The organism is Nonomuraea sp. NPDC050680 (assembly GCF_040654555.1).
Taxonomy (GTDB): Bacteria; Actinomycetota; Actinomycetes; order Streptosporangiales; family Streptosporangiaceae; genus Nonomuraea.
In genome coordinates this window covers 76,204-89,666 of the sequence record NZ_JBFAIF010000010.1, presented here as the reverse complement: position 1 = coordinate 89,666, position 13,463 = coordinate 76,204, and the positions used below count along the sequence as shown (strand labels likewise).

13 protein-coding genes are annotated in these 13,463 nt (G+C 70.0%); 7 read left to right on the top strand and 6 right to left on the bottom strand.

Annotation, left to right across the window (positions count from 1 at the left end):
* Positions 1 to 38 precede the first annotated feature (38 nt).
* From AB0H88_RS29855 to AB0H88_RS29840, 4 genes are all read left to right on the top strand, one after another.
* Positions 39 to 212 (top strand): hypothetical protein, encoded by a 174-nt coding sequence (locus AB0H88_RS29855; protein ID WP_357650169.1) that lies wholly within the window; start codon positions 39 to 41, stop codon positions 210 to 212.
* Positions 213 to 308: 96 nt separating this feature from the next.
* Positions 309 to 722 (top strand): peptidase inhibitor family I36 protein, encoded by a 414-nt coding sequence (locus AB0H88_RS29850; RefSeq protein ID WP_357650167.1) that lies wholly within the window; start codon positions 309 to 311, stop codon positions 720 to 722.
* A 284-nt stretch (positions 723 to 1,006) separates the two neighbouring features.
* Positions 1,007 to 1,996 carry an NlpC/P60 family protein gene (locus tag AB0H88_RS29845; protein ID WP_357650165.1) on the top strand — a complete coding sequence of 330 codons (990 nt, stop codon included), beginning with the start codon at positions 1,007 to 1,009 and terminating at the stop codon, positions 1,994 to 1,996.
* A 76-nt stretch (positions 1,997 to 2,072) separates the two neighbouring features.
* Positions 2,073 to 2,678 (top strand): Chromate resistance protein ChrB, encoded by a 606-nt coding sequence (locus tag AB0H88_RS29840; RefSeq protein ID WP_357650163.1) that lies wholly within the window; start codon positions 2,073 to 2,075, stop codon positions 2,676 to 2,678.
* A 29-nt stretch (positions 2,679 to 2,707) separates the two neighbouring features.
* Here AB0H88_RS29840 and AB0H88_RS29835 read toward each other — a convergent pair whose 3' ends face one another.
* Together AB0H88_RS29835 and AB0H88_RS29830 are read right to left on the bottom strand one after the other, a co-directional pair.
* The gene (locus AB0H88_RS29835) at positions 2,708 to 2,917 is read right to left on the bottom strand and encodes a hypothetical protein (protein ID WP_357650161.1); all 210 of its coding nucleotides are present in this window, start codon (positions 2,915 to 2,917) and stop codon (positions 2,708 to 2,710) included.
* Between the two features lie 8 nt (positions 2,918 to 2,925).
* Positions 2,926 to 3,699, bottom strand: a complete 774-nt coding sequence (locus tag AB0H88_RS29830) for a hypothetical protein (RefSeq protein WP_357650159.1) — start codon at positions 3,697 to 3,699, stop codon at positions 2,926 to 2,928.
* Positions 3,700 to 3,949: 250 nt separating this feature from the next.
* On the opposite strand from AB0H88_RS29830, the gene AB0H88_RS29825 reads away from it, so the two are divergent.
* Entirely contained in the window at positions 3,950 to 5,413 is a 1,464-nt protein-coding gene (locus AB0H88_RS29825) for a flavin monoamine oxidase family protein (protein ID WP_357650157.1), read from the top strand.
* A 107-nt stretch (positions 5,414 to 5,520) separates the two neighbouring features.
* Here the strand turns inward: AB0H88_RS29825 and AB0H88_RS29820 are convergent, their stop codons facing one another.
* The 4 genes from AB0H88_RS29820 to AB0H88_RS29805 form a co-directional block, all read right to left on the bottom strand.
* A complete protein-coding gene (locus AB0H88_RS29820; protein ID WP_357650155.1) occupies positions 5,521 to 5,760 on the bottom strand; it encodes a hypothetical protein in 240 nt (79 codons plus the stop codon).
* Positions 5,761 to 5,970: 210 nt separating this feature from the next.
* Positions 5,971 to 8,109 carry a hypothetical protein gene (locus tag AB0H88_RS29815; RefSeq protein WP_357650153.1) on the bottom strand — a complete coding sequence of 713 codons (2,139 nt, stop codon included), beginning with the start codon at positions 8,107 to 8,109 and terminating at the stop codon, positions 5,971 to 5,973.
* An 80-nt stretch (positions 8,110 to 8,189) separates the two neighbouring features.
* Positions 8,190 to 9,830, bottom strand: coding sequence for a peroxidase family protein (locus AB0H88_RS29810; protein WP_357650151.1), 1,641 nt, complete (start codon positions 9,828 to 9,830; stop codon positions 8,190 to 8,192).
* Positions 9,831 to 9,832: 2 nt separating this feature from the next.
* Positions 9,833 to 11,158 (bottom strand): cytochrome P450, encoded by a 1,326-nt coding sequence (locus AB0H88_RS29805; RefSeq protein ID WP_357650149.1) that lies wholly within the window; start codon positions 11,156 to 11,158, stop codon positions 9,833 to 9,835.
* Between the two features lie 309 nt (positions 11,159 to 11,467).
* Here AB0H88_RS29805 and AB0H88_RS29800 point away from each other — a divergent pair, with 309 nt between their 5' ends.
* Positions 11,468 to 12,364 carry an acyl-CoA desaturase gene (locus AB0H88_RS29800; protein ID WP_357650147.1) on the top strand — a complete coding sequence of 299 codons (897 nt, stop codon included), beginning with the start codon at positions 11,468 to 11,470 and terminating at the stop codon, positions 12,362 to 12,364.
* 193 nt (positions 12,365 to 12,557) lie between these two features.
* The gene (gene ppk2 / locus AB0H88_RS29795; protein WP_357650145.1) at positions 12,558 to 13,463 is read left to right on the top strand and encodes a polyphosphate kinase 2; all 906 of its coding nucleotides are present in this window, start codon (positions 12,558 to 12,560) and stop codon (positions 13,461 to 13,463) included.

Here is a 13,463-nt window from a genome sequence, read left to right as displayed (position 1 = left end):
CCCGTCTCGTCAACCACCGGGCGCAAGCCGCGGCCGCGGTGACCATGGCCGCCACCACGCCCATCGCGATCGTGCTCGCCACGGTCGGCGGGCTCGTGCTGGGCCTGCTCGCCGCCCTGGGCGGAGTGGCGCTGCTGGCCGGGTGGCTGGCCGACCTCGCGGCCCCGGAAGTACCCCGGCCCGTGACTCCGGAGTCGCGCCTGCCTGTGTGACACCGCCTTTCTCTGGATCGCAACCCTTCCGCCGGGAAGATCGCATCATGTATGTTCGACCCGTCATCGAAGGAAAGTTTCACGTGAAGAGGGGCAATGGGCAAGAAGCTTCAGATGCTCGCGCTACCGATCGCAGCCGTCGCGCTGTCCATCCTGCCGACCATTCCCGCCCAGGCCGAGACGGGCTATGACCGGTGCCATGACGGCAAGTACTGCATGTTCTCCGGGCTCGACGGCACGGGCGACATCATCGAGATCCAGAACGACACGCCGGACCTCGCCGCCTTGAACATGGCTGACCGGGCCAAGTCCGACTGGAACCGGACGAGCTCCTACATCCACCTCTACTCCGAAGCCAACTACGGCGGCTGCTCGGCGGTGACGACTCCGGGCGGCAAGGGCAACTTCTTCTCCACCTACCGCGACTTCTTCGACTCCGTCCGCATCGGCGGACAGAACGGCCCGTCCTGCGGCATCGAGGACACCTTCCGGGTCAAGTCCCACTCCTGACGGCACCTCGAAGCTGACAGCACCACCAAGCTGACAGCGGCACGAGGCTGACAGCAGTACGTGCGCCCCGGCATCGCACCCGCGATGCCGGGGCGCACTCATGTCCACTCGGTTGCCCACTGAACGTCCCGGGGTCCGCGCGCGTATCTCCTCATGGGTCGGCGCACCATACCCCTATCGCCGTTAGTACGGAACCACACAGGCCGTCCCTGCGCCGAACAGGCCATCGCTTCTGTACGGTTCCGGCCAACGGTGGACTGTTACGAGGAGGCATCGTAGTGGCCGTGCCGACAGGGCTTGGGCGGATGGCAATGGCCGCGGCGCTGGCGTCGCTCGCGTGGGCCGCCGCCCCGGGCAGCGCCGTCGCCGAACCGGCGCCCACTCCCCAGGCCAAGGCCAAGGCCAGGGCCAAGCTGGTCAAACTGAACGAGCAGGCCGACAAGGTCGTCGAGCACTACAACCAGGCCACCGAGAGCTACCAGAAGGCCAAGAAGAAGTACGACACCCTCAACGCCGAAGTCGGCCGCAAGGGCGTACTGGCCGACTCCCTGCGCAGGGACCTCGCCGCGGCGGCGGTCAGCGACTACCAGTTCGGCGAGTTCGCCGGCTGGCAGCGATTCGTCGTCGAGGGCACCCCCGAGGCGACCCTGAGCGGCATGGCCGCCCTCGACCAGATGGCACAGGACAGGGCGGCGAAACTCCTCGCCTTCGAGGCGACCACCAAGGACCTGCGTGATCGGCGCGACGACGCCAAGACCGTCCTGGCCGAGGCCGACTCCGCGCGCGACAAGGTACGCGGGCAGAAGACGGAGGTCGAGAAGCTCATCGCCGAACAGACCAAGATCCTGCGGAAACTGGGCGCCTTCCAGAGCGGCAACCCCAACAGCACCGGCCTCAAGTACACCGGCCCGGCCTCCGGCAACGCCCGCGCCGCGCTGCAGTTCGCCTTCGCCCAGGTCGGCAAGCCGTACCGGTACGGCGCCACGGGTCCGAACTCCTACGACTGCTCCGGCTTCACCCAGGCCGCCTGGCGTGCCGCCGGGGTCGGGATCCCCCGCACGACGTACACCCAGTGGAGCTGGGGCGCGAGCCGTCGCGTGTCGCTCGACCAGCTGCGGCCCGGCGACCTGCTCTTCAGCAGAGGACTGGGCCACATGGGGATGTACGTGGGCAACGGCAAGATGGTCCACGCGCCGCAGACCGGGGACGTCGTCAAGGTGGTCAACCTCGACGACTACTGGCGCGCCCGGCTCCTCGGCGCCATCCGCCCCTGACCACGACGCGGACGGTCGCGGGTGCCGTGAGGGCGGCTACGATCGACTCGTCGAGCTGTGCGGAGGAGGCGGGGTCGTGCCGGGCATCGAAAGGCCGAAGACCGGCCGCACTCCCGAAGGCCAGGAGGTAGCCGAGCCGGCGAAGCCGGTCACCTGGCTCATGCTGATCTACCGGGTGCCCAGCGAGCCGACCCGGTTGCGGGCGGCGGTCTGGCGGCGGCTGCGTAACCTCGGCGCCGTCTACCTGCAGAACTCCGCGGCTGCCGCACCGCGCACGCCGCAGAGCGAACGGATGCTGCGGGCGCTGCGCAACGAGATCGTCGAGTCGATGTCGGGCCAGGCGTTCCTGGTCAGCACCTCCTCGATCATCGGTGAGACCGAGCTGGTCGCCCTCTACAACGCCGCCCGCGACGACGAATACGAGGAGATCCTCGACAAGTGCGTCGACTTCCACGCGGGCGTGGCCAAAGAGGTGACCGCGCGGCACTTCACCTATGGCGAGCTGGAGGAGAACGAGGAAGACCTCACCAAGCTCAAGGGTTGGTATGAGAAGGTCAAGGCGCGTGACGTCCTGGGCGCCTCGCGGGGCAAAGAGGTGATCCAGGCGCTGGAGGACTGCGCGAAGACGCTGGAGGAGTTCGCCACCTCGGTCTACGAGGCCGAGGACAGCGCCATCTTCTGACAGCGGCCATCTTCTGACAGCGCCGGCTTCTAGTCGCGCACGTCGATCCGCAGGGCGATGACGAAGGCCGCCATGAGGCACAGGCCGAGCACCGGCGTCAGCACCAGCTCCGGCACCGCGAACGCCAGCAGGACCACCGTCCCGAGTGCCAGCGTGGTGACGACGGCCACGGCGATCTTCCAGTCGTCGCCGATGATCAGGTCGTACCAGAACTGCCCGAATCCTCGGATGAAACCCATGTCCACTCCTAGACAGACGTGCTCGGGACGGCGGGTCGCCGGAGGGCGTGGACCATCAGCCGCGACAGCCCGAACCACGCGACGACGAGCATCGGGATGGCCAGGTCGGCGCCCGGCCACTCCAGACTCTGGTGGCTCCCGGTGAAGATGCCCAGCCCTTGGATCGACCAGAAGGTGCCGAAGGCCGCGAGCAGCAGGCCGACGCCGTACTTCATGGTGTTCTCCGGCACCTTCGACAGCGGTCCCCTGACGGCGATGCCCACGGCGAGGACGAGGAGCACGCCGATGACGGCGGCGCCGATCGCCACCGGCATGTTGCCCGCGCTCAGACCGAAGGTGATCACGATGAAGACCACCTCGACGCCCTCGAGGAAGACACCCTTGAAACTGATCATGAACGAGAACCAGTCGAGACCCTTGGCCGTGACCGCGCCCGCACTCTCGGCCGCCGCCACCTCGTCGGCGAAGATCTGATCCTCGTCGTGCATGGCCTTGCGCCCGGACGAGCGCAGGATCGCCTTACGCAGCCACTGCAGGCCGAAGATCAGCAGGAGGACGCCGATGGCGAGCTGGAGTGCCGCCTTCGGCAACCAGGTCGCGAGCGCGTACCCGGCGAGGGCGGTGAAAGCGGCCAGCGCGACGAGGGCCGCGGCCACGCCCGCGAGCGTGGAGCGCCAGCTCCGCGTCACGCCCATCGCCATCACGATCGTCAGGGCCTCCACCATCTCCACGATCGAGGCCAGCAGCACCGCCGCGCCCAAGCCCCATGCGGCCGCGTTCATCGGCCCACTTCCTTCCGTCACTTCTTCGTGGCGAACCATCACCCGCCATGAAATGTAACCGTTGTTAGTTTGACCAGATATCCAGCGCTATGTCTACAGAAAACGCCCTGCCACGAACCGGCCGCCCGACACTGTACGCGCCAGCCCCTGGCGATCATCGTCACTTAAAGCGATCATATAGCTGCTTTAGGTAACGACGAAGGAGTGTGACGTCCTGGAAGAGAACCCGTCGACAGCGCTCGGTTCGGCCATGCCCGCGGAGCTGGTGGCCGCCGGAGCGCCACGACCGAGTCACGACCTCAGAGTGCCCGCCGACCTGGTCGAGGCGGCCGAGCACGGACTGGCCGCCGGCGGCCGGCCGCACAAACGCGTACTGATCATCGGCGGTGGAATGGCCGGCCTGGTCGCCGCCTACGAGCTGATGCGACAGGGGCACGAGCCCATCGTCCTGGAGGCCCAGCAGCGGGTCGGCGGGCGCGTGCTCACCCTGCGCGGATTCGCGCCCGGCCTCTACGCCGAGGCGGGCGCGATGCGGATCCCGCGCGTGCACGACCTCACACTCGCCTACTGCGAGAAGTTCGGGCTGACCCTGCGGCCGTTCGTCATGGGCAACCCCCACGCCCTGGCCTACATCCAGGGCATCAGGACCACGATCAAGGAGCTCAACGACAACCCCGGCATCATCGACTTCGGCCTGGCCGAGCACGAGCGCGGTCGCACCTACGAGGACCTGTGGCGCACCGCCACCCAGGAGATCCACGACCTCTACGCGCAGGAGGGCGAGAACGCACTCGACCGCATCTGCGCCGAGTATGACCGCTACTCCATTCGCAGCTTCCTTCGCGAGCGCGGATTCTCCGAGGGGGCCATCGAGCTCTACGGCGTCATGAGCTTCCGGGAGGCCAACCTCAACGCGGCGGTCATCGAGCAGTTCCGCGAGATCATCGGGCGCGCGTTCGAGGACATGCAGGAGATCGAGGGCGGCGCCGACCGGTTGCCGACCGCCTTCTACCACGAGCTCAGGAACCATATCCGGTTCGGTCACGAGGTCTCCGCCATCGAGCAGGACGACCACTCGGTCACCCTGCACGTCAGGACCGGATCGGGCCGGACGACGCTCACCGGCGACTACGCCATCTGCACGATCCCGTTCTCGGTGCTGCGTGACGTCGAGACCCGGCCCGCCTTCTCCCGCCGCAAGCAGCGCGCCATCCGCGAGCTCAACTACAACGCCTCCACCAAGATCCTCTTCCAGGTGCGGCGGCCGTTCTGGGAGCAGACCGACGGCATCATCGGCGGCACCACGGTCACCGACCTGCCGATCCGGCGCATCTGCTATCCCTCACATCCCTCCCCCGACGAACGCTCGATCCTGCTGGCCAGCTACACCTGGGGCCAGGACGCGCTGCGGTGGGGCGCGATGTCCTCGCAGAAGCGGATCGATCAGGCCCTCGAGGACGTCGCCAAGATCCACCCCAACATCTACGACCACTTCGAGTTCGGCGTCACCCACGCCTGGTACAACGACCCCTACGCGGCCGGCGCCTTCGCCCTGTTCGAGCCGCACCAGCAGAGCAGTCTGCATGACGCGATCATGGCGCCGGAGGGCCGCGTGCACTTCGCCGGCGAGCACTGCTCACTGTGGCACGCGTGGATCGAGGGCGCCCTGGAGTCGGGGCTCAGCGCGGCGCGAGCCATACACGAGGCGGGCTGAGCACGGTCCACGCCGCACACGAGGAACTGAGCACAATCCACGCCAGGCACGAGGCGGGCTGAGCACAGTCCGCGCCAGGCACGAGGCGGGGTCGGCGGGCGGGCGCGTCAGCGGCGCGTCCGCTCGGCGTAGTGGCGCAGGTGCGCCGCCGCCGTCGTCAGGTCGGCGGCGGCCGCCGCGCAGGCGGCGACGTGGGCGTTGATCGCCTCGCGCAGCCATGGCGGCGCCCCGCCGGTGGCCAGCCGGGCCTCGATCTCGCGCAGGCGTACGGCGCAGTCGGCCAGCGCGCGGATGTCGGCCTGCAGAAGTGCGGCGTGGGCGGCGATCGCCGCGGGATCGGCTGGCATCGGTCCTCCGGTCGGGGGGGTCGGCCGCTCAGGGGCGTCGGTAGCGCAGGGAGTTGGCGGCTCAGGGCGGTCGGTAGCGCAGGGGGTCGGCCACTCAAGGGCATCGGTAGCGCAGGGAGTCGGCGGCTCAAGGCGGTCGGTAGCGCAGGGAGTCGGCCACTCAAGGGCATCGGTAGCGCGGGCAGTCGGCCGCTCAAGCGCGTCAGCCCGTCAGAGGGTCGGTAGCGGGACGGCGGCGTCGCGGAGTGTCTGGCGGGCGGTGGCCGACAGACACAGCAGCGGGCGGGCGCCGTCGAGCCCCAGCTCGCGAAGCCGGCGGGCCAGCGGGTGCGCCGACCCCGGCGCGACGGCCAGCCGGAGCCGTGGCATGGGATGCAGGCGGCCCAGCCCGCGGGTCCGCACGCAGGCGCGCAGCGCGGTGCCTGCCGCCCCCCGCGCGTAGCCGACCAGGTCGCGGTCGCTCACGGGCAGCCAGGGGCCGAGGATCCCGCTCAGCGTGAGAAGCCGGTCGTCGGGGCCGCCGACGGCGATGCGCGCGTAGCCGCTGGTCAGCTCGAACTCCAGCGGCACCAGGTACGGCTCGCCACCCCACAGCCGCGCTGCCACGGCACCGAGGGCGGCGGCGTCGATCACGGAGCCGGCCAGGAAGCTGCCCGAGCGCCGCCGGTCGGCCCCGCGCAGCAGATCGAGCCAGGCGCGCGGCGACCTCGACCGCCACGGACCAGGTACGACGATCCCGAGGTGGAGCTCGCGGTAGCCGCCCGCGCTGGTACGCCGGTCCCAGGAGGCGTGCACGGCGACCAGGGCTCGCCCCGCGACCCGTACGGCGGGCCCGAAACCGGTCCCCTGCAGCAGCGCCGCCGCTCCAGCCGGATCCGCGGCGAAGTAGGCCGTGAGGCCACTGCCGTTGTGGCACCTGATCGGCAGCTCGACCCCGTCCATGGCATACGTGGGCACCGTGAGGAAGGGCGACCCCGCGGGGCGGGGCGCGCGGTCGAACAGCCGGTACGCCTGCGAGCGGACGACCTGACCCCGGAACGGCCCGAGCCGCCCGTCGATCCGCCGACGGGCCTCGGGCAGGTCGTCGGCGATGTTGGCGATGTAGTGCTCGATGCTGTGGCACAGCGGGAACAGGTGGGTGGAGTCGAAGTAGTCCACGACGTACCAGTCGGGATGCGGGTCGAAGCAGGTGCCCGCGCCCTGCCCGTCGAGGGTGGGGACGATGTCGTGCTGGTTGGTGACGCTGGCGACCCAGGTGCGCGGGTCGGCGGGCCGCTTGAAGTCGACGGGCGAGCCGACCGCGACGGCGTGCGTGACGGTGTAGCGGGCGCAGAACTCCGCGTCCTGGGCCAGGTTCATGATGGCCGCGCCACCCGCGCTGTGCCCGATGAGAGCCAGCTCGGCGCCCTGCGGCAGGCCGTAGTCGTCGATGGCCTTGGCCAGCGCGCGGCTGTAGGGGCTGCTGTCCAGCACGGCGCTGCTGAAGGCGCCGAGCAGGTCCTGGGGCGAGTCGCCGTCGAGCCGTCCCGCCCGCATGCCGGGCGCTTGGACGACGTGGCGCACCGCTCCGTCGAGACCCGCCACGCTCTGGATGAGCACCCGTCCCGTCGTACCGACCACGCTGATGTTGCGCAGGAAGCCGAGCAGCGACCCCTGCGGGCTGAGCCGCGCGGATTCGGCCGCGGACAGCTCGACCCGGCGCGCCGCCCCCTCCCCCGTGTCGAGGACGGCGACCATCTTGTTGCTCATGCCGGTGATCGGGTCGGCGGTGGCGTAGCCCTTGCCCGTCGCGATCAGCCAGGCGGTGTCGTCGTTGAGCGGGTTCTCGTCGAGCAGCGCCCGCAGGGCGAGGACCTCACCGAAGACCGGGGCGAGGGCGCTGAGCGCGCGTACGGCGCCGCGGTCCTTGAGCAGGGCGCGCAGCGCACGCACGGCTTCCAGGTCCCGGTCGGCGGCGGCCGCCTCGATGAGCCGGCCGAGTATGGGGTCGGCGCTCAGCTCGGGGTGGTCGAGGGCGACGGCGGCGATCCGCAGCCGCAGCGAGGTGGCCAGCACGCGTACGGCCAGGCTCTCCGCGCCCGCCATGCCACCGAGCTTGGCCGCCAGGGTGCCCAACCGGCCACCGCTGAGCGCGTAGCCCAGGCCCGCGCCATTGGTGATGGCGCCCAGCAGCGCGCGGTGGGCCGGATAACCCGCCGAAGGGGCGTGCGGCAGGGCGCGGAGCAGGGCGCCGTCGGTGAGCGCGGCCGTGGCGTGGCCCGCCACCTCCCGGATCGTGACCCCGATGTCGACCAGCTCGCGGGCCGCGGCACGCAGCGGCCCGGCGGAAGGGTCACTCCCGCCTCTCACCGAGCCACTCGGCGGGCCGCCTGTCGGGCCGCTCACCGGACGGTCCGGGGGGCCGCTCACCGGACCGTCCGGAGGGCCGCTCATCGGGCCGTCCGTCGCGTCATGCTGACGAAGCGGGGGCTCGGATCTTCCGGGACGTTGCGGTGCAGCACGTCCGACAGCGTCCGCGTGCTGGCGATGATCCGCATGCCGTGCGGGGAGAAGGTCGCGGCGTTGGACACCCGCGGGGCCAGCAGCGGATTGGTCAGCGCCTGGGAGAAGGCGTCGATGGCGATGATCTTCGTGAGCAGCGGCGGCAGGATGGCGTCGGGGCTGCCGGGCTCCTCGGCGAACAGGCCGACATACAGGTCGAGGTCGTCGACGCTACGGTAGAGCTCCCGCAACGCGCCGCTGACCCGCTCGTCGCCGGAGACCTGGTCGAAACCGCGCACCCGGGGGAACCTGCAGTGCTCGCGGTAGCTGTTGTACGGGGCCAGGCCGAGGGTGCGCGAGTCGGCGATGCTGGCCACGTCCACCTCCCTCAGCAGGGGGTCGGTGTTGAACAGCCCGATGCGGCCGGCGCGCTGGCGGGAGGCGTCCTCGAAGAGCCGGCCGAGACCGTGCTCCGGGATCAGCGCACCGCCGAGCAACGTCCGCGCCATCGGCAGGTCGTGGCCGCCCACCGACAGCTGGGAGGGGATCAGGCTGTGCCAGCGATAGACGAGGTTGAACTCCACCGAGGCCCAGTTCTCGCGGTGCCAGGGCACGTGGGCCAGCATCGCCGACAGCCGCGAGTCGAGGGTGAAGCGGAAGTGGTAGGGCGTGATGTGGTTGATGTACTCCTCGACGACCAGCTTGATCAGCAGCACGATGAGGATGTTGCGCGCGGTCTGGAACAGGCGCTCGTCGTCCCAGCGCGGGCAGAGCTGGCCGAGCAGGCGGGCCACCCTGTTGTGCTCGCGCAGGAACAGCACCGTCAGCATGGTGAAGCCGAGCTGGATGTTGCCCCGGTCGCTCCCGGTCGCGAACAGGGTGTCGCGCTGCTGGTCGGTGAGCTCGGCGAAGCGGATGACGCTCAGGGCGGCGAACTCCGGTTTGATCTTGCCGTTCTCGCACAGGTAGGGCGGGAACTCCCCGCCGTTGATGAACTGGCTCTTGAGCAGCCCACCATGGAAGGTACGCAGCGCCGCCGTCGCCGTCGCGTGCAGGCCGTAGACCTGGTTCAGGTCGATCTGGTGGTTGGAGCTGTTCTTGCGTGGGTCGCGCGGGACGTGGACGTCACCGCGCAGGAAGCCGTCGGTGAACCACTGGGCGAAGTAGGCGAACAGCACCGTGGAGCGCGGGCACGGGATCATGCTCTCGCCACGGGTGAACAGGTCGGCGGCCTTCTCGGGGGTGGGCCGGGCGCTCTCGGGCACGGCGAGCGGGGGTATGTGCCTGCCGCTGTAGGTACGGTCGGTCAGCGAGGCCCATGAGGTGTAGTCGGCCATCGTGCTCAGCGGCTCCGGCCGTGGCGGCATCTCGCGCACCGCCTGGTCGATCAGCAGGGCGTTGAGGCGACGCCGTACGGGCCTGATGGACTGGACGAGGTCCCAGAACGGCCGGCCGTTGGTCAGCGCCAGGAACCTGAGCCGGTTGACGGCCCCGTCGGTGGCGATGCTCCGCGCCCTCGCCCCGCCCTTGGCCGTCGCCCCACCCTTGGCCGTCGCCCCACCCTTGGCCGTCGTCCCGCGCTTCGCCATCGTCATCGTCCCTGGCCTTCGGCGCCGAGCCCGAGGACGAACCGGTCGGGGAAGATCCCGCCGGCCCGCAGGACCTGTCCTTCCGGCGGTGGGAGCAGGCGTACCCCGGGACGCAGCAGCAGACGGCGTACGGCTTCGCAGATGACGGCCCTGGCCGGATGCGCACCCAGGCAGGCGTGCTGGCCGAAACCGAAGAACAGCTGATGGTGCCCCGGCCGGTCGGGGCGGAACTCGTCGGGCTCGGCCACCACGTCCGCGTCGAACATGGCCGAGGCCGGCGCGGCGAGCACGAACGTGCCCGCCGGGATCATCGTGGCACGGGGGGTGCCGGCGGCCAGGACGTAGTCGCGCTCGCACAGCCGGGGCAGCAGCTTGAAGAACGGGTTGAACCGCAGCGCCTCCCAGACATGACGGTCGAAACGGGCGGGATCGGGGTCGCCGGCGGCCTCGATGGCCTGGGCCAGCACCTCCGGGCGCAGCAGAAGCTGCTCGAGCGCCTCGACCATGGCTCCGGGCGCGCTCTCCACGAACCCCAGCGGCAGGCCGGCCATGTTGATCAGGATGCGTTCGTCGTCCACGCCGATCTCGGCGGGCAGCACGGTGCCGGCGAGCCGGGTGAAGACGTCGTCAGGCAGGCGCTGTCCCGCCCGCAGCGCGGCCCGGCGTTCGGTGAGCCGCTCGCGCAGGTAGGCGATCATCTCCGCGCCCGCACGGACCGACGCGGCCTGGATCTTCGCATCGCCCAGGAAGTTGGCGAAACCGTCGGTGACGATGGCCCGCGTCCACCGCGACAGGGTCTGCGCATCGGGACCGGGGAAGCCGAAGTAGGTCGCGGACACACCCAGGGCGACGGGGCGGAACAGCCCGTGGACCGCTTCGACGCCGCCGGACGGCCCGGCGATGTCGAGCCGCTCGTCGGCCAGGCGCCCGGCCAGCTCGCGCACCCCGGCCACGTCGCTCGGGTCGAGCATGACCTGCATCAACCCTTTGTCCCGCCAGTTCATCGGGGTGGCGTCCCGGCCCAGCATGAAGGGACCGCCCAGCGCGGCGTCGAGACGTGGGCCGAAGGCGCGTACCGAGAAGACCGTCTCGCGGGAGAGCACCTCGGTGACGTCGGCGAAGCGGGTCACGACCGTGAAGGCGGGCGTGACGAAGATGGGGCGCCGCTCGCGGAGCTCGGCGAACAGGGCCCGCCAGTCGGTCCGCAGCCACTCCCGGACCAGGCCGAACGCGGAGATCGGATCGCGCGCCAGCGCCTCGTCGTATCTCTCCAGATGGCCGCCCGTGGTTGTCTGGTCGCCCGTGGTTGTCTGGTCGACAGCACCCATGCCGTATGGCCCTTCTGTCTGACGCCGGAGCGAATAAAGATCATTACGTTCTGTAGTCGCAACTAGGCATGCGATACCCACTTCTTGATGACTACCGTATGGAGTCTTTTGATTCCCCTAAGTGATGGATTCGTTACTTCCAGGCCATTGCCGTGCGCTGGGGACACGGCCGTTGAATGAGGAGCCCAATCGTCCTCGCCGATCATGGGAGGTAGCGTGAGCTCGTCATCCATCCCGCAGCCGGATTCGGGCGCAACGAATTCAGGCCGGGCGGATTCAGGCCGGGCGGAGACGGGCAGGGCGGAGACGGTGACGGCCACCACCGGCCGCCGGACCGTCTACCTGATCGTCCTGGTGGTGCTGCCCGTGCTGCTCCCCGTCCTGGCCGTGCCCGCCGCCTGGGGATGGGGCATCGGCCCGCGTGACGTGGTGATCGCGGTGGTGATGTACCTGGTCAGCATCTTCGGGATCGCCATCGGCTACCACCGGCTCTTCACCCACCGCGCCTTCAGGTGCCGCCGGCCGCTGCGCATCGCGCTCATGCTGGCCGGCGGCATGGCGGTCGAGGGCCCGGTCACCCTGTGGACGGCCGAGCACCGCCGTCACCACAAGTACGCCGACCGCGACGGCGACCCGCACTCGCCATGGCGTTACGGCGACAGCGGCCTGGCCCTGCTGCGCGGCATGGCACACGCCCACATCGGCTGGTTCTACACCGCCCGCGAGCGCTCCAGCCGCCGGCACTGGGTGCCCGACCTGCTGGCCGACCCGGACGTACGGCGGTTCGACGCCGCCTATCCGGCCGTGGCGGCGTTGTCGTTCGCGCTGCCGGCCGCGGTGGGCGGACTGTGGTCGATGTCGTGGGCGGGCGCGTGGACGGCGTTGTTCTGGGGCGGGCTGGTTCGCTACGCCGTGGTGCACCACGTCACGTGGTCGGTGAACTCCATCGCGCACACTTTCGGCGAGCGCCCGTTCCGTACTCGGGACCGCTCGTCGAACGTACGGTGGGTGGCGTTGCTGACGCTCGGCGAGGGCTGGCACAACTGGCACCACGTGGAGCCGACCTGCGCGCGGCACGGGGTGCTCAGCGGCCAGCTCGATCCCAGCGCCCGGCTGATCCGCTGGTTCGAGCTGGCGGGCTGGGCCTACGGCGTGCACTGGCCGGACCCCGACCGTCTGAGCGCCCGCCGCGTTCCGCGCCCCTGACCGCGCCGACCGCGTCGGCCTGTGCGTTCCGCGTCCCTGACCGCGCGCCGACCGCGTCGGCCTGCGCGATCCGCGCCCCTGACGGCGCCGCCTTCCGGCGGCCGGATGGGCGACCTCGGCCGGACATCAAGCGTTCAACTATCCGCCTCGCACATACCGCGTTACCGGGCGATTTTTGGGCAAGTCCGTTGTTATGGAGCGGGTTTCTCTGCTGGACTCTACCCCCGGACTGCTGGTGGACGACAGCGACGACGATGATCCGGTGCTGTTGCGGCCGGACGGCACCCGGGTCGACACCTGGCGTGAGCACTATCCCTATTCCGAGCGGCTGGAGCGGCAGGATTACGACCACGACAAGCGGCTGTTGCAGATCGAACTGCTGAAGCTGCAGTACTGGGTCAAGGCCAACGGGCAGCGCCTGGTGATCCTGTTCGAGGGGCGTGACGCGGCGGGCAAGGGCGGCACGATCAAGCGGTTCATGGAGCATCTCAACCCGCGCGGGGCGACCGTGGTGGCGCTGGAGAAGCCGTCCGAGCGCGAGCGTACCCAGTGGTACCTGCAGCGCTACATCGCCCATCTGCCCGCGGCCGGGGAGATCGTGCTGTTCGACCGGTCCTGGTACAACCGCGCCGGGGTCGAGCGGGTGATGGGGTTCTGCACCGAGGCCGAGTGCCGGGAGTTCATGGTGCAGGTGCCGCAGTTCGAGCGGGCCCTGGTGCGCGACGGCATCCACCTGGTCAAACTCTGGTTCTCGGTGACGCGCTCCGAGCAGCGCACCCGGTTCATCATCCGGCAGGTCGATCCCGTACGGCAGTGGAAACTGTCGCCGATGGACCTGGCCTCGCTGGACCGCTGGGACGACTACACCAGCGCCAAGGAGGAGATGTTCCTCAACACCGACATCCGCGAGGCCCCGTGGACGGTCATCAAGAGCAACGACAAGAAGCGGGGGCGCCTGGAGGCGATGCGCCACGTGCTGAGCCGGTTCGACTACGACAACAAGGACCACGAGGTGGTCGGCACCCCGGACCCGCTCATCGTCAGGTCGGCGTCCGACATCTACGACGAGGACCACACCGCGGCGGGGGCCTCGAACTGA

Excerpts from the sequence above, each read along its gene's own strand:
- AB0H88_RS29830 (WP_357650159.1), bottom strand. The coding sequence starts at position 3,699 with ATGAACGCGGCCGCATGGGGCTTGGGCGCGGCGGTGCTGCTGGCCTCG.
- AB0H88_RS29835 (WP_357650161.1), bottom strand. The coding sequence starts at position 2,917 with ATGGGTTTCATCCGAGGATTCGGGCAGTTCTGGTACGACCTGATCATC.
- AB0H88_RS29810 (WP_357650151.1), bottom strand. The coding sequence starts at position 9,830 with ATGGCGAAGCGCGGGACGACGGCCAAGGGTGGGGCGACGGCCAAGGGT.
- AB0H88_RS29825 (WP_357650157.1), top strand. The coding sequence starts at position 3,950 with ATGCCCGCGGAGCTGGTGGCCGCCGGAGCGCCACGACCGAGTCACGAC.
- AB0H88_RS29820 (WP_357650155.1), bottom strand. The coding sequence starts at position 5,760 with ATGCCAGCCGATCCCGCGGCGATCGCCGCCCACGCCGCACTTCTGCAG.
- AB0H88_RS29805 (WP_357650149.1), bottom strand. The coding sequence starts at position 11,158 with ATGGGTGCTGTCGACCAGACAACCACGGGCGACCAGACAACCACGGGC.
- ppk2 (WP_357650145.1), top strand. The coding sequence starts at position 12,558 with ATGGAGCGGGTTTCTCTGCTGGACTCTACCCCCGGACTGCTGGTGGAC.
- AB0H88_RS29850 (WP_357650167.1), top strand. The coding sequence starts at position 309 with ATGGGCAAGAAGCTTCAGATGCTCGCGCTACCGATCGCAGCCGTCGCG.